The 23,973-nt window shown below is 56.7% G+C and carries 25 protein-coding genes; 11 read left to right on the top strand and 14 right to left on the bottom strand.

Going from position 1 to position 23,973, the window contains the following annotated elements; genetic code table 11:
* Positions 1-10 precede the first annotated feature (10 nt).
* Complete coding sequence (locus GOX61_RS20970) at positions 11-676, top strand: DsbA family protein (RefSeq protein WP_155145849.1); 666 nt, start codon at positions 11-13, stop codon at positions 674-676.
* Positions 676-1,788: a CaiB/BaiF CoA transferase family protein gene (locus GOX61_RS20965; protein ID WP_170336864.1), complete on the top strand. Its 1,113-nt coding sequence runs from the start codon at positions 676-678 to the stop codon at positions 1,786-1,788. Before GOX61_RS20970 ends, GOX61_RS20965 begins: the two co-directional genes overlap by 1 nt.
* On the opposite strand, the gene lpxK is transcribed toward GOX61_RS20965, so the two are convergent.
* The 5 genes from lpxK to GOX61_RS20940 form a co-directional block, all read right to left on the bottom strand.
* Positions 1,789-2,787, bottom strand: a complete 999-nt coding sequence (gene lpxK, locus GOX61_RS20960; protein WP_170336862.1) for a tetraacyldisaccharide 4'-kinase — start codon at positions 2,785-2,787, stop codon at positions 1,789-1,791.
* Positions 2,774-4,009 (bottom strand): 3-deoxy-D-manno-octulosonic acid transferase, encoded by a 1,236-nt coding sequence (locus GOX61_RS20955; RefSeq protein WP_170336860.1) that lies wholly within the window; start codon positions 4,007-4,009, stop codon positions 2,774-2,776. Before GOX61_RS20955 ends, lpxK begins: the two co-directional genes overlap by 14 nt.
* Complete coding sequence (locus GOX61_RS20950) at positions 4,006-4,806, bottom strand: 3'(2'),5'-bisphosphate nucleotidase CysQ (RefSeq protein ID WP_170336858.1); 801 nt, start codon at positions 4,804-4,806, stop codon at positions 4,006-4,008. The genes GOX61_RS20955 and GOX61_RS20950 overlap by 4 nt, the downstream gene beginning before the upstream one ends.
* A complete protein-coding gene (locus GOX61_RS20945) occupies positions 4,793-6,139 on the bottom strand; it encodes a TldD/PmbA family protein (RefSeq protein WP_170336856.1) in 1,347 nt (448 codons plus the stop codon). The genes GOX61_RS20950 and GOX61_RS20945 overlap by 14 nt, the downstream gene beginning before the upstream one ends.
* A 231-nt stretch (positions 6,140-6,370) precedes the next feature.
* Positions 6,371-7,894: a DUF2125 domain-containing protein gene (locus tag GOX61_RS20940; RefSeq protein ID WP_170336854.1), complete on the bottom strand. Its 1,524-nt coding sequence runs from the start codon at positions 7,892-7,894 to the stop codon at positions 6,371-6,373.
* Positions 7,895-8,028: 134 nt separating this feature from the next.
* Here GOX61_RS20940 and GOX61_RS20935 point away from each other — a divergent pair, with 134 nt between their 5' ends.
* The 3 genes from GOX61_RS20935 to GOX61_RS20925 are packed head-to-tail and all read left to right on the top strand — an operon-like array spanning position 8,029 to position 10,117.
* Positions 8,029-8,778 carry an SDR family oxidoreductase gene (locus GOX61_RS20935; protein ID WP_170336852.1) on the top strand — a complete coding sequence of 250 codons (750 nt, stop codon included), beginning with the start codon at positions 8,029-8,031 and terminating at the stop codon, positions 8,776-8,778.
* Entirely contained in the window at positions 8,775-9,383 is a 609-nt protein-coding gene (locus tag GOX61_RS20930; RefSeq protein WP_170336850.1) for an enoyl-CoA hydratase/isomerase family protein, read from the top strand. Before GOX61_RS20935 ends, GOX61_RS20930 begins: the two co-directional genes overlap by 4 nt.
* Positions 9,380-10,117, top strand: coding sequence for a VOC family protein (locus GOX61_RS20925; protein ID WP_170336848.1), 738 nt, complete (start codon positions 9,380-9,382; stop codon positions 10,115-10,117). Before GOX61_RS20930 ends, GOX61_RS20925 begins: the two co-directional genes overlap by 4 nt.
* Here the strand turns inward: GOX61_RS20925 and GOX61_RS20920 are convergent, their stop codons facing one another.
* A complete protein-coding gene (locus GOX61_RS20920) occupies positions 10,118-10,414 on the bottom strand; it encodes an HNH endonuclease (protein WP_170336846.1) in 297 nt (98 codons plus the stop codon). It abuts the gene before it with no gap.
* Positions 10,415-10,462: 48 nt separating this feature from the next.
* Here GOX61_RS20920 and GOX61_RS20915 point away from each other — a divergent pair, with 48 nt between their 5' ends.
* Positions 10,463-11,653 (top strand): TIGR03862 family flavoprotein, encoded by a 1,191-nt coding sequence (locus GOX61_RS20915; protein WP_170336844.1) that lies wholly within the window; start codon positions 10,463-10,465, stop codon positions 11,651-11,653.
* Here GOX61_RS20915 and GOX61_RS20910 read toward each other — a convergent pair.
* The 5 genes from GOX61_RS20910 to GOX61_RS20890 all read right to left on the bottom strand — a co-directional run bounded on the left by GOX61_RS20910 (position 11,650) and on the right by GOX61_RS20890 (position 16,941).
* Entirely contained in the window at positions 11,650-12,246 is a 597-nt protein-coding gene (locus GOX61_RS20910) for a glutathione S-transferase family protein (RefSeq protein ID WP_170336843.1), read from the bottom strand. The two genes, GOX61_RS20915 and GOX61_RS20910, sit on opposite strands and share 4 nt — an antisense overlap.
* A gap of 76 nt (positions 12,247-12,322) precedes the next feature.
* Complete coding sequence (gene holA / locus GOX61_RS20905; RefSeq protein ID WP_170336841.1) at positions 12,323-13,351, bottom strand: DNA polymerase III subunit delta; 1,029 nt, start codon at positions 13,349-13,351, stop codon at positions 12,323-12,325.
* Entirely contained in the window at positions 13,348-13,839 is a 492-nt protein-coding gene (gene lptE, locus GOX61_RS20900; RefSeq protein ID WP_170336839.1) for an LPS assembly lipoprotein LptE, read from the bottom strand. Before lptE ends, holA begins: the two co-directional genes overlap by 4 nt.
* Positions 13,826-16,381: a leucine--tRNA ligase gene (gene leuS, locus GOX61_RS20895; protein ID WP_170336837.1), complete on the bottom strand. Its 2,556-nt coding sequence runs from the start codon at positions 16,379-16,381 to the stop codon at positions 13,826-13,828. The genes lptE and leuS overlap by 14 nt, the downstream gene beginning before the upstream one ends.
* Before the next feature lie 71 nt (positions 16,382-16,452).
* Positions 16,453-16,941, bottom strand: coding sequence for a DUF3576 domain-containing protein (locus GOX61_RS20890; protein ID WP_155145823.1), 489 nt, complete (start codon positions 16,939-16,941; stop codon positions 16,453-16,455).
* Positions 16,942-17,255: 314 nt separating this feature from the next.
* Here GOX61_RS20890 and GOX61_RS20885 point away from each other — a divergent pair, with 314 nt between their 5' ends.
* Complete coding sequence (locus GOX61_RS20885; protein WP_155145821.1) at positions 17,256-18,275, top strand: porin; 1,020 nt, start codon at positions 17,256-17,258, stop codon at positions 18,273-18,275.
* Positions 18,276-18,378: 103 nt separating this feature from the next.
* A complete protein-coding gene (locus GOX61_RS20880) occupies positions 18,379-19,038 on the top strand; it encodes a YggS family pyridoxal phosphate-dependent enzyme (RefSeq protein ID WP_170336835.1) in 660 nt (219 codons plus the stop codon).
* On the opposite strand, the gene GOX61_RS20875 is transcribed toward GOX61_RS20880, so the two are convergent.
* Both GOX61_RS20875 and ribA read right to left on the bottom strand, forming a co-directional pair.
* Positions 19,022-19,522, bottom strand: coding sequence for a L,D-transpeptidase family protein (locus GOX61_RS20875; protein ID WP_170336834.1), 501 nt, complete (start codon positions 19,520-19,522; stop codon positions 19,022-19,024). The two genes, GOX61_RS20880 and GOX61_RS20875, sit on opposite strands and share 17 nt — an antisense overlap.
* The gene (gene ribA, locus GOX61_RS20870; protein ID WP_170336832.1) at positions 19,519-20,613 is read right to left on the bottom strand and encodes a GTP cyclohydrolase II; all 1,095 of its coding nucleotides are present in this window, start codon (positions 20,611-20,613) and stop codon (positions 19,519-19,521) included. Before ribA ends, GOX61_RS20875 begins: the two co-directional genes overlap by 4 nt.
* A gap of 162 nt (positions 20,614-20,775) precedes the next feature.
* Here ribA and GOX61_RS20865 point away from each other — a divergent pair, with 162 nt between their 5' ends.
* Positions 20,776-21,462 carry a response regulator transcription factor gene (locus GOX61_RS20865; protein WP_120634046.1) on the top strand — a complete coding sequence of 229 codons (687 nt, stop codon included), beginning with the start codon at positions 20,776-20,778 and terminating at the stop codon, positions 21,460-21,462.
* A gap of 199 nt (positions 21,463-21,661) precedes the next feature.
* Here the strand turns inward: GOX61_RS20865 and GOX61_RS20860 are convergent, their stop codons facing one another.
* Positions 21,662-21,985, bottom strand: a complete 324-nt coding sequence (locus tag GOX61_RS20860) for a DUF2004 domain-containing protein (RefSeq protein ID WP_170336830.1) — start codon at positions 21,983-21,985, stop codon at positions 21,662-21,664.
* Between the two features lie 181 nt (positions 21,986-22,166).
* Here GOX61_RS20860 and GOX61_RS20855 point away from each other — a divergent pair, with 181 nt between their 5' ends.
* Complete coding sequence (locus GOX61_RS20855; protein WP_155145811.1) at positions 22,167-22,955, top strand: exodeoxyribonuclease III; 789 nt, start codon at positions 22,167-22,169, stop codon at positions 22,953-22,955.
* An 88-nt stretch (positions 22,956-23,043) separates the two neighbouring features.
* Positions 23,044-23,961, top strand: coding sequence for a thioredoxin (trxA, locus tag GOX61_RS20850; protein ID WP_170336828.1), 918 nt, complete (start codon positions 23,044-23,046; stop codon positions 23,959-23,961).
* Positions 23,962-23,973 lie beyond the last annotated feature (12 nt).

Below are 23,973 nucleotides of genomic sequence, written 5' to 3'. Positions count from 1 at the left end.
AGGGCTGAGAATGAGCCGTATTGCAACCGTAATCTGTGCGGCCGTCGCCGTGGCCGCAGGCGGCTACTGGCTGACGCAGTCGTCCAACACCGCACCTTCGAACCTGCTGGTTGGCGCTGCCCAGGCGCAGGATGCTGATCTGGACACGTCAACCATCGTCGAAATGGTTCAGGGTGCCGAAGACGCGCCTGTCGAGATCATCGAGTATGCATCCTATACCTGCCCGCATTGTGCGAACTTCCACGCCGGGGCTTACAAGCAACTCAAGAAAGACTTCATTGATACCGGTAAGGTCAAATTCACATACCGCGAAGTCTATTTTGACCGTTACGGCCTGTGGGCGTCGATGGTCGCGCGGTGTGCAGGACCCGAGAAGTTCTTTGGTATTACTGATCTGATCTATGAAGGTCAGTCGGAATGGACCCGCGCTGGTGGGCCTGCTGAAATCGTTGACGAACTGCGTAAGATCGGTCGTCGGGCTGGCATCGACAATGACCAGCTTGAGGCTTGTTTGCAGGATGGTACCCGTGCGCAAACGTTGGTGGCTTGGTACCAGGAAAACGCAGAACGTGACGGGATTAATGCCACGCCTTCCTTCATCGTGAACGGCAAGAAAGTCGAGAACCAGTCCTACGACGATTTCAAGAAGCTGATCGAAGAAGAACTGGGCAGCTGATGACTGCACCGCTGGCCGGTCTTAAGGTCGTAGAACTGGCGCGAATTCTGGCTGGCCCCTGGGCTGGCCAGACTTTTGCTGATCTTGGGGCCGAGGTCATCAAGGTGGAATCCCCGGCAGGTGACGATACCCGCGCCTGGGGGCCTCCTTTTGTAACCCGAGGTGATGATGTTTCAGCCTCGTATTACCATTCGGCCAATCGCGGAAAGGCATCTGTCACCGCGGATTTTACGACCGAGGAAGGTCGGGAAAAGGTTCTGGCGCTGGTCGCGGATGCCGACATCCTGATCGAGAATTTCAAAGTCGGCGGCCTAAAAAAATACGGCCTGGACTATGACAGTCTCAAAGAACTGAACCCGCGTCTGATTTATTGCTCCATCACCGGCTTTGGTCAGACCGGGCCTTATGCCCACCGTGCCGGATATGACTTTATCATTCAGGGCATGTCTGGGCTTATGTCCGTGACGGGTGAGCCTGACGGACAGCCGCAAAAGGCGGGTGTCGCGATCACTGATGTGTTTACAGGTATATATTCAGTAACGGGCGTTTTGGCCGCACTCCATCAACGGCAAAAGACCGGACGTGGTCAGCACGTGGATATGGCGCTGCTGGATGTGGCGGTCGCTGTCACCGCAAATCAGGCTCTGAACTATCTGACAACCGGTGATGTGCCGCAGCGAATGGGTAATGCCCACGTAAATCTGGCACCTTATCAGGTATTTGACTGTGCCGATGGTCACATCATCATCGCCACCGGAAATGATCGCCAGTATCAGCGCCTGTGCCGCGTGCTGGGGCTGGACGATATGGCCGAGGCGCCCGAGTTTTTGCGCAACAAGGATCGTCTCGCCAATCGGCGGGTCATGATCGCTCGTCTCAACGGTGCAACTGTTATGCGAGACAAGGCTGACCTGCTGGCTGCTTGCGAAGCCCACGGAATTCCAGCTGGTCCAATCAACACGCTGGACGAAGTGATGGCGGACCCGCAGGTTGTCGCACGCGGGATGAAGATCGATCTGGATGGTGTGCCCGGTGTGCGGTCACCCTTTGTCTTCTCAGAAGCGGAACTGGCCCTGACCCGACCGGCCCCTAAACTGGGCGAAGACGATTGATCATGGCGAAGGCGCTGTTTGCAATAACATGTCCTTGACCATTTCGGTCTCGGTGATCTGAAGACGTACCGGCAGCGTAATCACCTTGCTTCGAAAGGAAGGTGGCAGGCGGACAGCATCTTTTTCCGTGGTTACCATCTGAGCGCCCAAGGCTTTTGCCTCGTTTTCCAGTCGGGTCATCAAGGCAGGGGTCAGGGTTTGATGGTCGTCCAGAGCCTCGGCACGCAAGAGCCTTGCGCCTTGTTGGCGAAGGGTTGCAAAGAACTTTTCGGGATGGCCGATCCCGGCAAATGCCAGAACCGGCGTGTCGCTCCAATCCATTCCGGTCTGAAGCGGGCTGACTTCACCGGCGGCGTGCGGGATCGTGATCACATCACCCCAACGATCAACAAACTGTTCCTGAGCTGCATTGTCACCCAGAGACAAAACCAAATCTGCGCGTCGCAACCCGACTTTGACCGGTTCCCTCAATGGCCCTGCCGGTAAACATAACCCATTGCCGAATCCACGAGAGGCATCGACCACAATGATTGAGAAATCTTTGGCAACAGATGGGTTCTGAAACCCATCGTCCAGCACGATAACTGTCGCTCCGCCATCGGCGGCGGCCTGGGCTCCGGCTGCGCGATCCTTGGAAACCCACACTTCGGCAAAAGCTGCCAGCAAGAGTGGTTCGTCGCCAACCTGTGCGGCAGTGTGTTTGCCTGGGTCAACGCGGACAGGACCCTCGAGGGAACCGCCGTGCCCGCGGGTAACGACATGTGGCGTGTGCCAGGCATCGCGCAGTTTTTCGACCACCCAGATGACCGTTGGTGTTTTTCCGGTTCCGCCTGCGTTCAGATTGCCAATACAGACTACCGGAATACCGGGGTTGATTCCGCTATCCGAGGCCACCCGGCGAGCTGTGGCATTTGCGTAGATTCTCCCAAGCGGCGCCAACAGCCGGGCGCGTAAATCCAACTGGTCCGGCGAGGTATTCCAGAATTCAGGCGCCCGCATTTTCCGCTCTCCGCTGATCCAGCGTCTCCTGTACCATATCGATAAGCAGATCCGCCTGAGGGGCACCCTCGGTCACCATTTGCCATCCGGCAAGTGCCATGTCGGCCGCACGATCCGGAGCCAGCAATTCAACAACCGCATCGCCGAGTTCTGTGGCAGACCTGACAGCGCGTGCAGCATTCGCCTGTCTTAGTTGATCATAGAGGCTTTGGAACTTGTTCACGTAAGGACCATGAACCACCGCTGATCCAAGTGCGGTTGCGACCAGAGGATCGCGGCCCCCTGCACCTCTCTCCAATGAGCTGCCCATGAATGTTACGGCTGAAACCCGGTGCCACAGACCCAGATCTTCAGGGTCCGATGTCAAAATCACCTGTGTGGTATCTTCGATCATATCCCCATCGTCCCAGTTTGCGCATCTGAGGTCCATTGCTTCCAAACGACGATGAAGGGGTTCGGCTTCGGACATGTCGGCGACATGAAGCACAAGTGCAAGACGTGGCAACATTCGCAAGGCTTGCCGGTGCGCGCTGAGCACAGAAATGAATTCTTTGTCCTGCACCCAAGCGGCCAGCCAAACCGGTCTGCCGGCAAGCGCATGGTTTGTTTCGATCAATTCATCCTCGGGCCAGGGTCGCGGTGCGGGACTGATGTGTAGGGGTGGCGCCACTGAGACCTTCGACGAAGGGATGCCAAGTTTTCGAACCTGTCGTGCTGTAGCCTCGGAAGTGGCGAGAATCTTTCGAAAACAGTCGAAAGTATAGCGTGTGATGTCGGGCAGCCATTTGCCACCTCGGCCGACTTTGACGTCTACTTCTGCCTCCAGCAGGATCATCGGGATGCCGCGTTCTTCGGCGCGGGTGATCAGATTGGGCATCAGGCCACCACCAATCCAGACCCCCATGTCAGGCCGCCAGTGGTCGAGGAAACCGCGCGCGGCACCTGTTTGCTCTGCAGGCAGATTAACCAGAATACCGCTGTGATCCCCCCAATCCCTGAGATCTGCATCATGCGGTGTGGTCAGCAGCAAAGACAAACCGGGACGAACCGGAAGCAAACGCTGACAAAAGTCCTCTACTGCCCGTAGCCGGTCGTGAGAGCCTATATGAATCCACAATAGCTCTCCATCGGGACGAGGCTCGGGTTGCCGTCCATTGCTGCTTGGGACACCCCATGACAGAACGCGATAGGCCGCAAGGCTGAGAGAACGTGGTTTACTCATGCGTCAATGCCGGTACCCGCAGGATCGAGTTGTGCACATAGGAGTGGGTGCAAATCTGAACCTGCGCCGACGACACCGTTCAGTCGTGGGTGTGGGTTGTTGAAGCGCAGGGGGCTGCACATACGGTCCGAGCATACTCCACCTGCCTCACGCAGGATCAGATCGCCTGCGGCGATATCCCACTCCCAGCTGGGGCGCAGGGTTAGCATCGCATCGAACCGGCCTTGCGCAACCAACGCCATACGATAAGCGAGAGAGGGTCGGTAGGAGCGTTTGAACTCCGGCACCTGCCCGGACCGCCAGTGGCGGGTATCGAGATTTGGTTTTGCGGCCAGAATATCGGCTTTCTGGACGTCATTCGTCTGCGAAACCCGAACCGGTTCACCGTTCAGAGTTGCCCCCTGATCGTGGGCGGCGGCGAACAGCAGATCACGCAGAGGCAGATAAATCACTGCGGCCGTGACCACGCCATTTTCAGCAACGGCCAGAGAATGTGCCCACGTGCGGGACCCTTCGGCAAAGCTGCGGGTGCCGTCGATCGGATCGATGATAAAGACTCGATCGCGTGAGAGACGGTCAGCGTTGTCTTCGGTTTCTTCGCTCAGCCACCCATATCCGGGCCTGGCTGATGGCAGGCGCTGCTCCAGCATCGCATTGACTGCGAGGTCCGCTTCGGTCACCGGGCCCGCTCCATCCGGCTTGTCCCAGCGCTGCGCCTCGCTGCCCGAGTAACGGGTGGCGATTTTTCCGGCCTCAAGTGCGGCGTCTATCAGCAGGGACAGGTCAGTTGCCGGCAAGTGTCATTCCTTCGATCAGCAACGATGGTACGACGCGCGAAAGGTATGGGCGCGCATCGTTGGCTGGGATGATCCGCATCAGCATGTCCCGCAGATTGCCCGCGATGGTACATTCGTTAACGGGGTGCGTGATCTCGCCGTTTTCCACCCAAAAACCCGATGCACCGCGGGAATAGTCGCCCGTATTGGGGTTGATCGTTGAACCGATCATCGAGGTTACCAAAAGTCCCGTTCCCATATCCCGCAACAGGTCGGCGCGGCTCTTGTCGCCCGGCGTTAGGCTGAGGTTCCAGTTGCTGGGTGAAGGCGGCCCCGACACGCCACGTGCGGCGTTGCCTGTGGATTTCATGTCCAGCTTACGTGCACTGGATAGGTCAAGGGTCCATCCGGTCAGAACACCATTCTCAACGATGGCGCGGCGTTGAGTGGACAATCCCTCGGCGTCAAAGGGTCTGGAACCCGCAATGCGAGGGCGATGCGGGTCTTCGATCAGTGACAGATGCGCAGGTAAAACCTGCTCACCCAAACATTCCTTTAACCACGATGCACCGCGCGCGATTGCGGCACCGTTGCTGGCCGCCAAAAGGTGGCCAATCAAAGAAGATGAGATGCGTTCGTCGAACAAAACCGGAAAGCTGCCGGTTGCAGGCTTTTGGGCGCCGACAAGTTGGACTGCGCGTTCGCCCGCGGTACGCCCGATTTCTTCCGGATCACGCAGATCAGCCTGAAAGCTTCGGCTGTCGCCATCATAATCACGCTCCATCCCGGTGCCTTCGCCCGAGATGGCGACACAGGAAGTCGAGCGGCTGGTGCGTGCGTAACCGCCTGAAAACCCGTTGGTTGCAGCCAGATGCACAACATGAGTTCCATAGGCCGCTGCCGCGTCCGATACCTGCGAAACGCCTTGAACGGCCAAAGCCGCAGCTTCGGCACTGATGGCGTCGTTCATAAGCTCATCAGCAGAGGGTTCCGGCGTGGGATCGAACAATTCCAGCACATCCATGTCCCAGCCTTTGGACAGCTGATCAGCATCTGCGAGCCCTGTAAACGGATCTTCGGGTGCTTCGCGCGCCATGGCAACTGCGCGCTCGGCCATCGCGGCCAATGTTTCCGTACGGCTGTCCGAACTGGACACGATCGCCTGACGTTTGCCAAGGAAGACCCGCAGCCCCAGATCTGTGCTTTCAGCCCGTTCCGCGTGTTCCAGCACGCCTGATCTGACCTCGACCGAAACCGACGAGCCGTCGATTACGATGGCGTCCGCAGATTCAGCGCCCGCTTTGCGCGCGGCATCCAGCAACTGGTGGCTTATTTCTTCGGGCGTTCTGGTCATGAGGCCTCCGTCTGACTTCATTGGACCTAGCCTTGGACGGCGCGTCCCGCAAGACCAGACACCTGGTTGGGTGCATCAAAACCCAGCGAAACGAGCGATATACCTGAGATAATGAAGGTATTCATAGGGTTCGGTTGCCGTCAATTCTTAGCGAAATTGGAGCGATCACTGTAACCCTGAGTTCCCGAGGGAAGAAAAGACCGCAGTGCGGTCTTTTCTAATCTGAGGCGCTTACTTGATGCGCTGACCGTTAGCCAGAATCTGACCGTCTTCTGTGAATTCGATGGTCGAGTTCAGCGTATCGGGTTCTTCGCCCGGTACGGCCATCATTCCCATCATCATACGCGCGCCCATCGCGTCGTTGTCAGACATCAGACCCATGCCGATCAGTTTGTCGATCAGAGCGTTTGCACCAACCAATTGCAGATTTGCAACGCCAGCCGGAACCGGAAGATCGTCAATGCTCTCGGTGTTGGAATTGTCGAAGGTGAAATCACCATCGCCCGTCAGTTTTGCGCCAACCAGCGAAACCAGCAGCTCGTTAACCTTCAGCGAGTGCAGTTCACCTGGCATCTCATCCGAAGATTCGAGCGATTCTGCGACTTCAGGATCCAAAATGTTCACCATGACCTTAGCCGTGCCGGATGTGTCGAGCGAGATTGTCGCCGGATCACGCGGCAATTCGCCTGCAGGATCGAACATGCTCCACAGTACATCTGACATGGTGAAATCGGTCAGGTTCATGGCAAAGCCGAAAGGCTGAATCTCTTCCGAAGCTTTAATAGGGAATTCGAACTTGAAGCCTGCTTTCGCCATAGCGATTTCGATCGGGAAAGGCAGTTCAGCGGTTGTTACTTCCAGTTTCGAACTGTTCTGCTCAACGTCATAAGCAAGGCGCTCGGCGTCGATGCTGGCCGCAAAGCGACCCCCTTCCGAGCTGCTGGCCATTGAGAAGTCTTCGCCTTCGCTGGTCCCGGCGATGTTTGTCATCCCGGCAGCATAGTCAAAGACGCCCGAGAACGAGAAGCCTGCTTCGTAAGCGCTCTGGATGTCTGCAAAGTTGAAACCAGCGGGGATGATGTTTTCACCCTCAAAAGCTAGTTTCTCCAGCTTGCCGTTGATCCGGGCCTTTTCATCTGAGTCCGGTTCATCGAACATCAGATCATAAGTCAGGTCCGCTGCGGTAAAGCTCTGATCAACATCGCGGTTTTCACCGATCAGCATCCGCGATTTGCCGGCAAAGTCATTCATCGAGACTTTCACGACAAGCGCGTCGTCAGGCATGGCTTCCCCATCAACCTCGATCTTGTCCAGCGAGATTCCAAGGCTGTCGGCCGAATAGTCATATGTCATATCTTCGGGCGAGCCCGAGACAAGCATCTCAAGCTGACTATGGGTATACAGAACATCAACCGAGAACGCCTCACCTTCAGCATCTCCGGAGATGGTCATGGGGAAGCTATCGGGGAAGTTGATGCTCACAGTGCCGTCGCCGTTTTCAGTCAGCTTCATTTCAGGCACGACCATGTCGAATTTCCCGTCATTTTCCGGGATATCCATGGTCATGGTGAGATTGGAAATGGTGGTTACATCGCCCGAGACACTCTCATCTCCGCTCACGGTGTAACCCATGCTGCTCATGTAGGACTGCCAGTCCGACCAGACATCTTTTGCAGTAACTTCAGCAAATGCGCCTTGGGTAATAACGGCATAAGCCAAGGCCGCGCCGCAGCTGCGGCGAAGGAAAACAGACATAAGGGAACCCTTCTTCATCAATTTTGGGCGCATCGTCGTGCCTGAGGCGTCGGTCGTCAAGGGGGCAAGGGGTGGACCAATTCCCCCTTTGCACGGTACGACGTTACTCAATCTCAAAGCATGGGGAGCAGACGATGCAGTTGCAGGGCAAAACAGTACTCATTACCGGCGCGAGCAGGGGTATTGGCGCAGAGGCGGGGCGCGTTTTTGCCGCAGCCGGTGCCAATGTCGCTTTGGTGGCTCGCAGCCGCGACCAGATCGAGGCGCTCGCGGCCGCGCTGGGTGACAATGCAATCGCGCTGGCCTGCGACGTCAGCAACTTTGCACAGGTCGAGCAGGCGGTTGCTGATTGTGTTGACCGGTTCGGTGGTCTGGACATCCTGATCGGCAATGCAGGGGTCATCGAGCCGATATTCCATTTATCCAACGCTGATACAGATGCATGGAGCCAGGCGATTGATATCAACCTCAAGGGTGTCTTCTACGGAATGCGTGCTGCTTTACCCATCATGAGAGCGGCAGGCGGAGGTACTGTGTTGACAGTATCTTCGGGTGCGGCATCAAACCCGGTAGAGGCATGGAGCCACTATTGTGCCTCGAAGGCCGGTGCAAAGATGCTGACCGAGTGTTTGCATCTGGAAGAAGCGCATCACGGGATCCGTGCAATGGGGCTGTCGCCCGGAACGGTTGCCACAGAAATGCAGCGTGTGATCAAGGCTAGCGGCATCAACCCCGTCAGCCAGTTGGACTGGGATGATCACATCCCGGCGGATTGGCCTGCCCGCGCGCTGCTGTGGATGTGTTCTGAAGATGCCGATGAGTTTCTTGGTGCGGAAATCTCGCTGAGAGTGGAAGACATTCGCAAAAGGATCGGACTGTCGTGATCGAACTCGCTCAGGACGGTGATCTGTGGACGGTCACTATCAATAACCCCGACAAGGCGAACGCCCTGACCGAGGCCATGCTGACGGAACTGGCCGAAATCGCCGAGTCGGCGACCGACGCCAAGGCCTTGATTCTGACCGGTGCTGGCAAAGTGTTCAGCGCCGGTGCAGATCTTGATGAGGCACGTGCCGGGCTTGCAACCTCGGATGTGTGGGAGCGTTTGTCGGGTGCTATTGCAGCTCTGCCGTGCCTGACTGTTGCCGCTCTGAATGGTACATTGGCTGGCGGTGCGAATGGGATGGCACTGGCCTGCGATATTCGTATTGCCGTCCCTTCTGCTAGGTTTTTCTATCCTGTGATGAAACTGGGTTTCCTGCCGCAACCCTCTGATCCTAAACGGATGGCTGCATTGATCGGCCCATCGAGAACCAAAATGATCCTGATGGCAGGGCAGAAAATTTCAGCAGACGAGGCTTATGCCTTCGGACTGGTGGATCGCATCGTTGAACCCGACCTGCTGATGCAAACCGCACGTGACCTCGTTGCTGACAGCGTTGCCGCTGAGCCCAGGATTGCGGCAGGCATTGCGGAGCTATGTGGATGAGGCTTTCCGCATTACGCCTGCGTGTTGCCGACCCGGGTCGATTGGCCGACTTCTATCGGGATGTTCTGGGGATGTCGGTATCACACGAGGGGCCAAACCTTCGCGTTGGTTACCCCGGGCAGGATGCAGATCTTTTGTTGATGCCCGGAGGCAACGGGTACAGCCACGACAGGGGGCATCGGTATTGGAAGATTGGCATCACGCTTCCGAACGTGGATTTAGCAGCCTCGCATCTACGCCGGATGGGTGTGCCCGTAAGTGAGCCGAACCAGTTTCTGGATATCGGCTATATGTGCCATCTGAGCGATCCCGAAGGCTTTGTCATCGAATTGCTGCAGCATGATTTCGAAGGCAATCGCCCTGAGAATGTAGGCGATCCGGCTTTACCGTTTTCGGAAGCCTGCATTGGTCAGATCACGCTGCGGACAGGGGATATAGCCTCTGAAGATACATTCTGGCGCAAACAGGGAATGCAATTGCTTTCGATACAGGAAGTTGCCCCCTACGGTTTCGATCTGCATTTTTATGCTTTCACCGATGAGAGGCCGCCAAACCCGGATCTCTGGGCCGTTGAAAACCGAGAGTGGCTTTGGAAGCGTCCCTATACAACGCTTGAACTCCAACACCTTCCTGAGGCTCGGTTTGCCTCTGTGCCAGAATATCGGGGGATTGAGGTTCAGGGCCTCACCCAGCCGATGCAGGATGTGCAAGGCGATCCGGTCTTGCCCGGCTGATCATCGCCCGCGTCGCTTGCCCGGAACTTTGGAACGAAATCCGGGCGGACGTTTGCGAACCCAATTGAGAAATTTCTCAAGGCGAGGGTGGGTGCGCAGGGCATCGACAGTATTGAAACTGCGCGCAAGCTCGGCCTCAGTCAGAGTGGCGTGAACCTCTTTATGACAAATCTGATGTAGCAAAACAGTTGGTCCACCCTTGCCCCCTTTGAGTTTTGGGATCAGATGATGCAGGCTGCCGGTCCCATCCGGAATGGGGCGGTCGCAAAGTGGGCAGATCGGATCGCTGTTCGTCATGATGACAGCAAATTCGCGCTGAAAACAGAGCAACGCAAGAGGGTGATGATGGCGCAGACCGTGGTGATCGGGGCAGGTCCAGCCGGGCTGATGGCCGCTGAGCAGCTTGCTGATGCTGGTCATTCGGTTCTCGTAGCCGAAGCCAAACCCTCGGTCGCGCGCAAGTTTCTGATGGCCGGGAAGTCCGGTCTGAACCTGACCAAGGATGAGCCGTTCGAGCAATTGATCCAGTCTTACGATCAGGCGCAGAACTGGCTGGACCCGATCATTGCCGAGTTCGACGCACAATCCGTTCAAGGCTGGGCCCAGGATTTGGGGCAAGAGTTGTTTACCGGTTCTACAGGACGAGTATTTCCGAAGGTCATGAAGGCGTCACCTCTGCTTCGGGCCTGGTTGGCGCGTCTGGGGGAAAAAGGTGTTCAGATCAGAACCCGATGGCGTTGGACTGGCTGGGAGGGTCCTTCGCTGGTGTTTGAGACCCCTGACAACCGCAATCAAGTACAGGCAGATGCGACGATTCTGGCGCTGGGCGGTGCCAGTTGGTCTCGTCTGGGCTCGGATGGTGCTTGGGCGCCGGTTTTGGCTGATAAAGGTGTTCCGATCGCTCCGTTTGCGCCCGCTAACTCGGCACTCTCAGTAGAATGGAGCGCATATATGCAGCCCCATTTTGGTGCCGCTCTCAAGGCGGTGCGCTGGACCGCCGGAGAATTGGAAAGCCGGGGTGAGGCGACGATATCAGCAAACGGATTGGAAGGTGGTGGCCTCTACCCTCTGACCCCTGCATTGCGGGACGGGGTGCCGCTTTGTGTTGATCTGTTGCCCGATTTAACTCGGGACGAATTGAAGGCCAGATTTGCCAGGAAAAAATCAAAAACTACTCTTTCCCAATGGCTTAAGAATGGATTGCGCCTTTCGCCGCAAAAGATTGCCCTTTTTCATGAGATGTCAAAAGGCGATCCTCAAATGCAGGAAGACCCGGTCAGGATGCTGAAAAAGCTTCCAATCCGCCATGCGGGATTGCGGCCCTTGGACGAGGCTATCTCAACAGCTGGTGGCATAAAACAATCAGCCATGGATGACGGGTTAATGCTACGCGACTTGCCGGGCGTGTTCTGTGCCGGTGAGATGCTGGATTGGGAGGCCCCGACCGGGGGGTATCTGTTGACCGCGTGTCTCGCGACTGGTCGGTGGGCTGGCAGGTCTGCTGCGGAATGGTTGCAGCAGACCGTTAACGCTTAGGCGGCTTGAGCCAGCTCTCCCAACTTGAGATAGGCAGGGCGATTGCGTACCTCTTTGCCGTAGGCTTTCAACACGTCCGAATTCAGCGGGAAACCGGCGGACTTTGCCCAACTCATGCAATGGATGCACAGGATGTCGGCAATGGTCATGGTGTCACCTTGCAGGAAGGGACCTTTGAACCGATCACCCATACGCTGAAAGTTTCGGTCGAATTCCCATTTCGCTGAATCCGAGATCTGCGGCACACGTTTTTCTTCGGGCAAAGCGAACCCGTGGCGCGCAGCGACCCACAGAACTGCGTCAAATTCATCCAGAAGCGCGTGAAACAGAGAATCCTGCGCAGCGCGCTCTTCGGTGCCGGCCGGGAAGGTAAATGCGCCATGCTTGTCGGCCAGATAGGTCATGATCGCCGAGCTGTCCGAAATTACAGTGTTCCCGTCCACAAGAACCGGAATTTTACCCGACGGGTTCAAAGCCAGCACCTGAGGATCATGCGGTCCGACATTGATGAACTCGTAGTCCTGTCCCAGCTCCTCCAGCAACCAGATTACCCGCGATGCGCGGCTTTGGATGCGACCATAGACTTTGTACATGAGAATCTCCCGGCTGACATGACTGTGTCCAATCTGAAGTTCAATTGGCGGGCGTCAAGTCAAACGGGAGGTCACCTCAGCGTGAACGGGCCAGCATGGCGATCCGGATCATCGCGCGTTCGACCAGCGCCATAGCGGGCGCAGTTTGTCCGGCTGACCGCAGAGACAGGTCCGTATCGGTCAGAACCGTAAGTGCGGTTTGTAGCTTGGGTGCACCCCAACCTTGCGCCTGCCGCAGAATGCGGTCACGCCGTTTGCCATAAACGGGCGGGCGCAGTTTGCCGATGCCTTGTGCGGCCCCACCCGGATCAGAGGCACAGGCATACAGTGTGCGAAAATGCCGGGTTGCGCCGATGCACAGGGTTACACCATTGGTCCCCTGCGCCTGTAGGCGTCGGATCAGCGGCCCGATCTCTCCGGCGCGACCTTCGGCTACCACGTTGAGTACATCGTCCAAAGCCGCCTCGGTCGAGCGGGGTGCGCAAGCCTCGATATCTTCAACCGTCAATTCCGATTCGTCACCACGCTTGTAAAGCGACAGTTTTTCAACGGTTTGGGTGAAGTCTCCCGGACTTAACCCTGTCGCCAACTCGCTGAGAGCAGACATGGAATCACGTGGGATGTTCTGCAATCCGGCTTGGTTGAGTACCCGCTCAACCTCGGCCCGCGATGGCGGATCGTCATAGATACCAACCGCATAGGCTGCAGGATTCGCCTCAAACGCCTTGCGGATTTTGGAACTTGGTTTGAGCTGCCCGGCCGTGATGATGATCTGGGCGTCACCGGGTGCCCAGTCTTCAAGCGCCGAGATGATCGCCGGTGCGGCAGCATCTGTTGTGTCTTCAACGAAAACGGCCCGGGGACCAGGGAAAAAGCCAACTGCTTTGACTGCATCCAACAAAAGTGCCGGATCACCGCGCAAATCTGCACCGGGCATTCGTGTCAGGCGCATCTCTTCTTCGGCATTCGGGCCGAGCAGAGATGCCAAGACTTGTTGACGCTTGAGTGCGACGCGCATGGCATCCGACCCGTAGATCAACAATCCAACCTTGTCCGCGTCGGGCTTAGCGAAATAGCCTTCTGCCTCACGCGGGCTTAACTTCATGTGGCCAGACCGGGGTTGGCGTAAAGCTGCGTGACAATCTGATCCGCAAGGATCGTCATCAACCGATCTTTTGCATCGCGTTCATCTGCGAGCGTGGACACGGTTGAGCCTGCCGCAGAGTAGGCGACGAAATCGGTCACCGTGCCCGAGGCAACGATCTGACCGGTTTCTGCGGATTTCAGCGAGTAATCCGCCCGACCATCGATCGTGTAGCGCGTGGTTTCGTTGGTTGGGGTGATGGCGGCCCCCCGGACAACGGCCGAAACCTGCACATCCAAATTGTAATCACTGCCCGATGTCGCACTACGCCCGAGCCGTTGCTCGAGATTCTGGACCAGCAAGTAGCTGTCGACCGTATTGGGGGCAGAAACGGCGACCTTTCCGTAAAGGTTCGATCCCGCCCCACCTGGGGCATACACGGGCTGAAAACCGCACGCGGCAATTGCCAACGGCATCAGCAACAAGGTTCTGCGATCAAACGACGACATTGACGATCCGGCCCGGTACAACAATCACTTTCTTAGGCGCATTACCATCCAGCGCCTTTTGCACAGCTTCGGTGCTGAGCGCGATTTTTTCAACCTCATCCTTGGCCAGATCCTTGGCCACGCTGATTTCTGCGCGGCGCTTGCCGTTGATCTGGATCGGCAGGGTGACGGTGTCATCAACCAGCATAGCCTCGTCAGCGACCGGCCAAGGAGCGACGGCTACCAGACCTTCGCCGCCCTGATGTGCCCAGATATCCTCGGCCAGATGCGGGGTCATTGGCGACATCAGCTGCGCCAGTGTCTTGATCGCCTGCTTTTGAGCGGCTGCACCTGCTTTGGATTTCGCAAGCGTATTGGTGAATGCATAGAGTTTCGCGATAGCTGCGTTAAAGCCAAAGCTTTCCACACCCAGCGTCACATCGTGGATGGTCTTGTGCATCTCGCGCAGCAGTGCCTCATCCCCTTCGCCTTTCGCATCAGGGTCCATGGCGCCGATCTTGTCGCAGAGATTCCACACCCGGTTCAGGTGTTTAAAGGCTGCTTCCGCACCCGCAGCGGTCCACTCCACGTCACGCTCTGGTGGCGAATCGGACAGAACGAACCATCGTGCGGTATCCGCACCGAAGGCCGAGATAATGCTGACGGGGTCGACCACGTTTTTCTTGGACTTCGACATTTTGGCAGAGGGGATGATCTCGACCTCGGTGCCGTCAGCCAATTTGCCGTCGGTCACGTCCTCGGGCAGGTGATAGACCGGACGACCGTTGGCATCACGGGTCTGATAAATCTCATGTGTCACCATGCCTTGCGTGAACAGGGCATTGAACGGCTCAATGGCCTTCTTCGGCAGGTGTCCGGTGATGTTCATCGCCCGGGCAAAGAAACGCGAATAGAGCAGGTGCAGAATCGCATGCTCGATCCCGCCGATATACTGGTCCACATTCATCCAGTACTCGGCCTCAGTCAGATCGGTTGGCGTTTCAGCACGCGGGGCAGTGAAACGGGCGAAATACCACGACGAATCGACGAAGGTGTCCATCGTGTCGGTTTCGCGCTTGGCCGGGGCTCCGCAGGACGGACACGGGGTATCACGCCAGTTGGGGTGGCGGTCCAGAGGGTTGCCAGGGATCGAGAAGTCTATCGGCTTACCGTTGCCATCGTCATATGGCAGCTCGATCGGCAGATTCTCTTTCTTTTCGGGCACGGTGCCGCATTTTTCACAGTGAACAACGGGAATCGGGCAGCCCCAATAGCGCTGGCGTGACAAGCCCCAGTCGCGCAGACGGTATTTGGTGACACCTTCGCCCCAACCGGCCTTTTCTGCGAAATCGACTGTGGCGTTGATTGCCTCTTCACCGGTCGCCTCGGTCAAGCCAGCAAAGTGATTCACCCAGCGGACTTTTTCAGTTTTAGGAGGTACAAAGGCGATCCGGTCGACCGGCGTGTCGTCATTAAGTGCAAAGAATGTATCGACGACCGGCAGGCCATATTTGCGGCAGAAATCGAGGTCACGCTGGTCATGTGCAGGGCAAGCAAAGATCGCGCCGGTGCCGTAGTCCATCAGGATGAAGTTCGCGATCCAGACCGGCAGTTCCCAATTTGGGTCCAGCGGGTGTTTTACGCGGATACCGGTATCATAGCCCAGTTTCTCAGCGGTCTCGATCGCCTCCTCCGTGGTGCCACCCTTGCGGCATTCGGCAACAAATTCAGCGACTTCGGGGTTTTCGGCCTCAAGCTGCTTGGCAATCGGGTGGTCTGGTGAGATGCCAACGAAAGACGCGCCCAGCAGCGTATCGGGGCGAGTCGTATATACGGTGATCGGCTCTCCGCCATCGGTGCGTTCAAAGCCAAACTGCAGGCCGCGCGACTTGCCGATCCAGTTTTCCTGCATCAGGCGTACCTTAGCGGGCCAGTTATCCAGAGTGTCCAGCGCGTCGAGTAATTCTTCGGAATAATCGGAAATCTTGAAGAACCACTGGGTCAGCTCGCGCCGTTCCACCAGCGCACCCGAGCGCCACCCGCGGCCGTTTTCCACCTGTTCATTGGCCAGAACAGTCATATCGACCGGATCCCAGTTCACCACGGCGTTCTTGCGGTAAACCAAGCCAGCATCGAGCATATCAAGGAACAATGCCTGCTGCTGGCCGTAATATTCCGGGTCACAGGTGGCAAATTCGCGGGACCAGTCAATCGACAGGCCCAGCGGTTTCATCTGCCCGCGCATGTCGGCAATATTGCTATAGGTCCAGTCTTTGGGGTGGCCGCCAATGGCCATAGCGGCATTTTCTGCGGGCATCCCGAACGCATCCCAGCCCATCGGGTGCAGCACGTTGTGTCCGGTTGCCAGCTTGTGACGCGCGATCACATCGCCCATCGTATAGTTGCGTACGTGCCCCATATGGATTCGGCCCGACGGGTAGGGAAACATCTCAAGCACGTAATACTTCGGCTTGTCCGCCTTGTGGTTGGCGGTGAAGATTCCAGCCTTGTCCCAGGCTTCCTGCCATTTTGCTTCGATTTCGTTGGCCGAGTAGCGAGACATCGTACGGTCCTTCGTAATGAAAACGCCGGGCATGAACCCGGCGTGGTAATATTGCGATTTGATGCGGGTTACTAGAGCTTGTTGTCCGCAATACGTAGCTGGCGCGCCCGCGACAGGATGGCGTCTTCGACCGCCCGCGTTGTTGCGGCGCTTACCGGAGCACCTCCGCTGGTCTGCAGCGCGACCGACAAAGAGCGTGCAGCAAGGGCCGGATCGCTGATATGCACAGTCGCGCGATAGGATCGGCCTCCACCCGGAGGAGTGCCGTATCCAGTGACGATGACACCGGTAAACGGATCAACCTCCTGAACGGGCAGGAAATTCAGCACATCAAGCGATGCCGCCCACAAGTACCGATTCACCTGTGTGGTCTGTTCGGCGTTATTTGGGCCAAACAAATCCCAGATTGTGGAGCGATTCGGATCATCAAGTTCCGCCTCGGCTGCATTTCCACCCCCAAGTGTCTTCGGGTTGTAAGCCGGAGGCCCGTCATTATTACGACCGCAGGCCGAAACGGTGGCAGTCAGTATGATCAAACCCGGAATCGTCAGCAGGCGCATCGTCGGCAGGTCCTGTTTCACTTGTTGTTTATTGCTGAGAGATACTCCTAGAGAAGGAAAACTCCTGCAACAACCCCCAACTTGGCACTTATTAATTAGGGGCACTGCGGGCACGTTCATGTGCCGTCGGGGGGTCGGCGCAGCTTTTCGCACAAATGCACTGTGGCATCCTTGCACCAATCAGGGCTCAATGACGTCGGTGCATTTATAGCAAGCTTGCGCTTTGGGGGCGAAAAGAGCGAAACGATGTCCGTGCTGAGACATGTGCAGCAGGCATATGTCGAGTAGAAATTATTGAAACCGAGGGAAACAAGATGAAAAAAGTTCTCTTCGCAACGACCGCGCTGATCGCGACCGCAAGCGTTGCAGCAGCGGAAGTTAAGTTCAGCGGCTACGGCCGTTTTGGTATCGCGTACAAAGAAGACCGTACCGGTACTGTACCGAACATCGACACCACCACAACTCCGCCGACCGTTGGCACGGCGACTGTTGCAACCGACAACACCATCCTGGTCTCGCGCTTCCGTCTGAACATCGACGGCACCGCAGAAACCGACGGTGGCGTTGAGTTCTCGGCTCGTGTTCGTCTGCAGGCTGACGAAAACGCCAACACCGGTGAAGCCAACTCGGCTGGCCTGAACGGCGCACGTTTCTCGGTCATCTACGGCGGTCTGCGTGTTGACGCGGGTAACGTAGCGGGTTCGTTTGACAACCTGGCAAACTACTACGGTACTGAAATCGGTCTGGAACTGTTCGCAGGTCAGTACTCGGGCGTTGACTACAACTTCCTGGCTTACTCGTCGACCGGTTCGGGCTCGAACGCTGTATTCTTCCAGTATGCAGTTGGCGACTTCTCGTTCGGCGCATCGTACGACCAAGCGACTTTCGCAGTTAACGGTGTTCCGCAGGACGGCGACCGCTGGGACATCAGCGCAACCTATGCGTTCAACAACATCACAGCTGCTCTGGCCTACGGTCAGACCAAAGCAAGCGTGAACAGCTCCAGCACAAAAGAGTCGCTGACTGTATTCACTCTGGGTGCAGAATTCGGCAACTTCACTGGTAGCCTGTTTGTAGCGGACGATGACGTGGTCAACGCTGCTCGCAACGGTACTGCATACGGTGTTTCGGGTGCCTACACTGTTGGTTCCGCAACCACTCTGCAGTTCGTCTACGGTGACGGTTCTGCTGACGACGATAACCAGCAGTACGGCATCGGCGCCATCTACGATCTGGGCGGCGGTGTAACCCTGCGCGGTGGTGTTGGTCGCTCGAAGCGCGGTCAGGGCACAAGCGTGACCCAAGCTGACTTCGGTGCACAGTTCAACTTCTAAGTTGATCTGAACCGCAAGGTTTGAGGGCAGGTCTTAGGACCTGCCCTTTTCTTTTGCGCTGACTTGGTGTTTCTCTGCGCAAAACAAAATTGAGGACCGCGCAATGCCGCTGCAAGAAATCACCGCCCGTATCGCCAAAGCTGAAACCGCAGCTGGTCGCCCGGCGGGATCGGTGAAGCTGATAGCTGTCTCTAAGGTGCAACCGAATGAGCGCGTCGAGGCCGTCCTTGATCAGGGGCATCGTTGCTTTGGCGAAAACCGTGTTCAGGAGGCAGCAGGGAAGTGGCCGGAATTCAAAGAGCGCTATTCGGACATAGATTTACATCTGATCGGCCCATTGCAGACGAACAAAGCCCGGCAGGCGATGGAGCTGTGTAACGCGATCCATTCGCTGGACCGACCGAAACTGGCAAAGACTCTCGCCCGGCTCGCGCAGGAAATGGGTTCCTGTCCGGACCTGTTCATTCAGGTCAACACAGGTGAAGAGGAGCAAAAGGCGGGTGTTCTGCCTGCTGATGCTGACGCATTCATTGCCGATTGCCGAGAACTTGATCTGCCTGTGCGCGGATTGATGTGCATCCCCCCTGTAGAGGAAGAGCCTTCTTTGCATTTCGCATTGCTCGCCAAAATCGCTCAGCGAAACGGGCTTGAAGGGTTGTCGATGGGGATGAGTGGAGACTTCGAATCTGCGATCGCGCTGGGTGCTACACATGTGCGCGTGGGATCTGCCATCTTTGGTGAGCGGATTAAGTCGGCGGAATAATCAGGCGGGTACCGGGTGATATCCGTTCCGCGATCCAGCGCAGGTGGTCACGTCGAAATGCCACGCAGCCTTCTGTCGAATAGCCTGGCCGCCTCCATTGGTGGATGAAAATCGCAGATCCTTTTCCGGGAACTGCATTGGGCCAGTTCCAATCCGTGATCAGCACAAGATCATACAAAGGATCGGATCGTCTTAGACGTTCGTGACTGAACGAATATGGGGCTGTGACGAGATGATTATAGTTGTTGTCTGAAACATCATCCGACCAGAGGTCATGTGGCCCTATGGGGCGTGCCCACGGGGCAGGGGGCGTGATCCGGTCAGGTCGATAGAGCATACCAGCGATTCTATGAACGCCGATCGGGGTCGCACCATCACCCTCGCGCTTTTGGTCGCTCAGTCCACCCTTGCCGATTGAGCAGGGAAAGAGTCTTCCTGAAAACCGCACCCCCTTTGGGGTCAGAACCAGATCGTCGGGTGTCAAAGCAGATGACCCGATTTCGCCGCCTTTGTAGCCAGATATCCCCGGTTGTGGGCTGTTTCACCGACTTTGAGTGGCACACGTTCAGTGACTGCAATCCCTGTGCGTTCCATCATGGAGATTTTGGCAGGGTTGTTGGTTAACAGCCGTACCGAATTGAACCCGAGTGATTTCAGAATATCCGATCCCAATCGGAAATCGCGTTCATCATCTTCGAAGCCCAGCCGGTGGTTGGCTTCGACGGTGTCGAACCCCTGATCCTGAAGGAAATAGGCCCGCATTTTGTTGGCCAGGCCAATACCTCGGCCTTCCTGATTCAGATACAGCAATACACCTGAGCCTTCGGCGCCCATCTGCGCCAACGCACCGCGCAGTTGCGGCCCGCAGTCACATTTCAGGCTGCCCATGAGATCGCCTGTGAAACAGGCTGAATGCAGGCGCGCTAAGACGGGTTTTCCACGATCAGGTCGCCCGATTTCCACAGCATAATGCTCCTCACCCCCATCTTCGGGCCGGAATACATGCAATCGGCCAGCCTCGGAAACTTCCATAGGCAAACGCGCTGCTACAACCTCATGTAGCGCACTGCGATCTGCAAGGTGTGGCGCGGCAGATGTATGATCGATGCAGGTCAGCCCGTTTGTTGCAGCGAATGCCCGACCATCTTCGACAGGGACTACCACGGCAGCAGGCAGCAGGCGCGCGGATTTCGTCAGCGCAATGGCTATGCGATGCAGGTTGGCGTTGCCCTGCCGCTCTGTCATCAGTGGACCTTTCATCGGGGCATTGAGATCGTCGGATGGGTCGGCGACGGCCTGAACCCAGGCGATGTCCACATCTGACGGAATGATCACACGTGCCAGATCACCATCATAGGCCCGCGCCTTGAGTGTTTCCGCCCGACGTCCGGTGATTGCGACAACAGGCTCACCCCCCAATCCTCTCAAATCGGCAAGGCGCTGAGCACTCAGGGTCTCGGAAGCCAGTGCAAGCACGCTGAAACCGCTGTCATCGGTCAGGACCACAGGCACGCCCATTCGCAGATCCGCACGTGCGCGCGCGAGCAGTTCGGTAATGTCAGGGATGAGACTCATCTATGATACCCTATAGCGATCAGGCATTCTCCTAGCCCTTTCTGCAGCAAATGTGAAACATTTCCGCCGCGTCGGACACGAGGCCGTGAGACGATTGCAGTAAATCTTGTTGATTGCATATTCCACGCGCAAGTGATGCAACAGGCTTAGGAGGACCCGAACATGGCTCAGCTCAAGAAAATCCTGCTGGTGGATGATGATGAAGACCTACGCGAGGCGCTCAGCGAGCAACTTGTGATGACCGAGGATTTCGATGTGTTCGAAGCTCATGACGGTCAATCCGCCATGGAGCGCGCCCGCGAGGCGATTTACGACCTGGTGATTCTGGATGTGGGCCTGCCGGACACCGATGGGCGTGAACTGTGCCGCCTGATGCGCAAACAGGGCGTGAAAAGCCCAATTCTGATGCTGACTGGTCACGACAGCGATGCAGATACGATTTTGGGTCTGGATGCCGGTGCCAACGACTATGTCTCGAAGCCATTTAAGTTCCCGGTGCTGCTGGCCCGTATTCGTGCGCAGCTGCGCCAGCATGAACAGTCTGAGGATGCAGTGTTCGTATTGGGGCCGTATACGTTCAAACCCGCGATGAAAATGCTGATCACCGAAGACGATCGCAAGATTCGCCTGACTGAGAAAGAAACCAATATCCTCAAGTTCTTGTATCGCTCGACAGATGGCGTTGTCGCACGTGACGTGCTGCTGCACGAGGTCTGGGGCTATAACGCCGGTGTGACAACTCACACGCTTGAAACTCACATCTACCGGCTTCGTCAGAAGATTGAGCCTGATCCGTCGAATGCACGCCTTTTGGTCACAGAATCTGGTGGCTATAGGCTGGTTTCTTAACTGGATGTGGATTGAGTTGGATCAAAGTGATACTATCTGACCCATACTAAGGTTACTTCCATCCCGCACATGTCCGGGTAATGACATGTACCTCCCTGTTGGACTGCCGGGCCTTTGGCCCGGCTTTTTTTTGTGATTTAATTGGGAGCAAAGGTCGGCATAGAGCCCTTAGCAGACTAAGGTGCCGCTATCGATTGCGTCAGCTCTCCATCGAAACTTCTACGACTTCGCCATCTTCGAAACGCGCGGATAACAGATAATTCGTAGCCTCGTTCGGTAGACTGAAATCATAGGTATCTACGTTATCGTCGTCCTCTGAACTCCAAGTGTCCACCAAAACTAATGAATCAAGAATTTGCTCTGCAGTTGGTGCATCAGTGCTGTAAGTATCTGTCCAATAGTCAGTTTCCAGTTCTTCTTTGTGATGGGAAACAAACAGCGTCGGGCCGAATTCACCCTCTGGAGTCCCATAGAGCGCCTTGATCTTCTCTCTGGCATCTCTCTCACGTTCATCAATGCTCATTGTCGAAACTCCGTTCGTTGTGTGGTGTCCCAAGTATCACTAGCGCACCGGTATTGAATGCATAGGTCATCAATAAGTGCTTCATTAAGTCGTTCGCTTTGTCCGCTTAGCTTCCTTTTCTCATGGCACCCCATCTCACACCACGCTAACCTCTCGCCAAACGCGACAAAGGAAACCGCCGATGCCCTTTACCCTTGCCACCTGGAACATCAACTCCGTGCGTCTGCGCGAGCCTATCGTGCTGAAACTGTTGCAGGAAGAAGCTCCGGATGTGCTGTGTCTGCAGGAGTGCAAATCTCCGGTCGAAAAGATCCCGACCGAGGGGTTCGCCGAACTGGGTTACACTCACATGATTGCGCGCGGGCAAAAGGGGTATAACGGTGTCGCCATCCTGTCGCGTTTGCCGATCGAGGAAGTGGGTGACAAGGATTTTGCCGGTCTGGGCCACGCACGCCATATCGCGGGTCGTTTGGAAAACGGTGTGACGATCCACAATTTCTACGTTCCGGCAGGCGGTGACATTCCGGATCGCGAAAAGAATGAGAAGTTCGGCCAAAAACTCGACTACCTCACGGATATGCGCGATTGGTTCCATGCTGAAAAGCCCGAGAAATCCATCCTTGTCGGCGATCTGAATATTGCTCCGCGTGAAGATGACGTCTGGTCTCACAAGCAGTTGTTGAAAGTGGTCTCGCATACACCAATCGAGGTCGAAACGCTGGCCGAAACGCAGGATGCAGGTGGCTGGGTCGACATTACGCGTCAGGATATCCCCGAAGGACAGCTTTATAGCTGGTGGTCGTATCGCGCGCGTGACTGGGATGCTGCGGACAAAGGACGGCGCCTGGACCATGTATGGGCAACGCCCGACATTTCGAACGCGGGCCATTCAAGTCGTGTCTTACGTGACGCGCGTGGCTGGGAAAAACCCAGTGATCATGCACCCGTCTTTGCAACTTTCGACGTCTGATCAAAAACGTAATTCGCCAACTCGGCCCTTGGTTTCCGCGCGACGTGGTTGCATATAGGGCGCAAGGACGAACCGGAGAGTGAATGCTATGGACCTTCTGAACGGCGCAGCCAGCCCCGAAGCCACCGATCTGATCAAGGACGGGTCAGAGGCGACCTTTATGGCCGACGTGGTCGAAGCCTCGCAGGAAATCCCGGTGATCGTCGATTTCTGGGCGCCCTGGTGTGGCCCTTGCAAAACGCTGGGTCCATTGTTGGAAGAGGCCGTAACCGCCGCCAAGGGCGCGGTGAAGATGGTCAAGATCAACGTCGACGAGGCGCAGATGATCGCCTCGCAGATGCGTATTCAGTCCATCCCGACCGTTTATGCATTTTTCAAAGGTCAGCCGGTTGATGGTTTTCAGGGGGCAGTGCCCGGATCCGAGATCAAGGCATTTGTTGATCGCGTGATCGAAGCTGCCGGTGGCGAAAGCCCCGGTGGTCAGTTGGAAGATGCAGTGCAGGCTGCCGAAGACATGCTGAACGACGGCGCAGCGGTCGATGCGGCGCAGACCTTTGCTGCAATTCTGGGCGAAGATTCAAACCATGCGGGCGCTTATGGCGGGCTGGTGCGTGCCCATATCGCCCTTGGTGATCTGGAGCAGGCCGAAGCCATCCTGAGCGGCGCACCGGCTGAGATTTCAGGTTCAACGGAGCTTGAGGCGGCACATGCCCAGCTGGAACTGGCCAAGCAAGCCGCTGATGCGGGCCCGGTGGCTGAATTGACTGCAGCGGTCGAGGCTGAGCCCGACAATCATCAGGCCCGTTTCGATCTGGCACAGGCATTGCACGCCAATGGTGATGTCGAACAAGCAGTGGCACAATTGCTCGAGCTGTTCCGCCGGGACCGCGAATGGAACGACGGCGCGGCCAAGACGCAGTTGTTCACCGTTTTCGATGCGCTCAAGCCCAATGACCCTATTGTTCTGAATGGGCGACGCAAGCTCAGCTCGATGATATTTGCCTAATTCCCGTTCAGG

The organism is Ruegeria arenilitoris (assembly GCF_013030265.1).
Classification (GTDB): Bacteria; Pseudomonadota; Alphaproteobacteria; order Rhodobacterales; family Rhodobacteraceae; genus Ruegeria; species Ruegeria arenilitoris_E.
Note: the sequence above shows the minus strand (reverse complement) of the source record. Positions and strands in the feature narration are given on the sequence as shown.

Bases quoted from the DNA above. Each gene is read 5' to 3' on its own strand.
- GOX61_RS20970 (WP_155145849.1), top strand. From the start codon at position 11: ATGAGCCGTATTGCAACCGTAATCTGTGCGGCCGTCGCCGTGGCCGCA.
- GOX61_RS20855 (WP_155145811.1), top strand. From the start codon at position 22,167: ATGCCCTTTACCCTTGCCACCTGGAACATCAACTCCGTGCGTCTGCGC.
- GOX61_RS20935 (WP_170336852.1), top strand. From the start codon at position 8,029: ATGCAGTTGCAGGGCAAAACAGTACTCATTACCGGCGCGAGCAGGGGT.
- GOX61_RS20925 (WP_170336848.1), top strand. From the start codon at position 9,380: ATGAGGCTTTCCGCATTACGCCTGCGTGTTGCCGACCCGGGTCGATTG.
- ribA (WP_170336832.1), bottom strand. From the start codon at position 20,613: ATGAGTCTCATCCCTGACATTACCGAACTGCTCGCGCGCGCACGTGCG.
- GOX61_RS20955 (WP_170336860.1), bottom strand. From the start codon at position 4,009: ATGAGTAAACCACGTTCTCTCAGCCTTGCGGCCTATCGCGTTCTGTCA.
- GOX61_RS20940 (WP_170336854.1), bottom strand. From the start codon at position 7,894: ATGTCTGTTTTCCTTCGCCGCAGCTGCGGCGCGGCCTTGGCTTATGCC.
- GOX61_RS20920 (WP_170336846.1), bottom strand. From the start codon at position 10,414: ATGACGAACAGCGATCCGATCTGCCCACTTTGCGACCGCCCCATTCCG.
- GOX61_RS20880 (WP_170336835.1), top strand. From the start codon at position 18,379: ATGCCGCTGCAAGAAATCACCGCCCGTATCGCCAAAGCTGAAACCGCA.
- GOX61_RS20885 (WP_155145821.1), top strand. From the start codon at position 17,256: ATGAAAAAAGTTCTCTTCGCAACGACCGCGCTGATCGCGACCGCAAGC.
- GOX61_RS20945 (WP_170336856.1), bottom strand. From the start codon at position 6,139: ATGACCAGAACGCCCGAAGAAATAAGCCACCAGTTGCTGGATGCCGCG.
- GOX61_RS20865 (WP_120634046.1), top strand. From the start codon at position 20,776: ATGGCTCAGCTCAAGAAAATCCTGCTGGTGGATGATGATGAAGACCTA.
- trxA (WP_170336828.1), top strand. From the start codon at position 23,044: ATGGACCTTCTGAACGGCGCAGCCAGCCCCGAAGCCACCGATCTGATC.
- leuS (WP_170336837.1), bottom strand. From the start codon at position 16,381: ATGTCTCGCTACTCGGCCAACGAAATCGAAGCAAAATGGCAGGAAGCC.
- GOX61_RS20965 (WP_170336864.1), top strand. From the start codon at position 676: ATGACTGCACCGCTGGCCGGTCTTAAGGTCGTAGAACTGGCGCGAATT.
- GOX61_RS20890 (WP_155145823.1), bottom strand. From the start codon at position 16,941: ATGCGCCTGCTGACGATTCCGGGTTTGATCATACTGACTGCCACCGTT.
- GOX61_RS20910 (WP_170336843.1), bottom strand. From the start codon at position 12,246: ATGTACAAAGTCTATGGTCGCATCCAAAGCCGCGCATCGCGGGTAATC.
- holA (WP_170336841.1), bottom strand. From the start codon at position 13,351: ATGAAGTTAAGCCCGCGTGAGGCAGAAGGCTATTTCGCTAAGCCCGAC.
- GOX61_RS20915 (WP_170336844.1), top strand. From the start codon at position 10,463: ATGGCGCAGACCGTGGTGATCGGGGCAGGTCCAGCCGGGCTGATGGCC.
- lptE (WP_170336839.1), bottom strand. From the start codon at position 13,839: ATGTCGTCGTTTGATCGCAGAACCTTGTTGCTGATGCCGTTGGCAATT.
- lpxK (WP_170336862.1), bottom strand. From the start codon at position 2,787: ATGCGGGCGCCTGAATTCTGGAATACCTCGCCGGACCAGTTGGATTTA.
- GOX61_RS20860 (WP_170336830.1), bottom strand. From the start codon at position 21,985: ATGAGCATTGATGAACGTGAGAGAGATGCCAGAGAGAAGATCAAGGCG.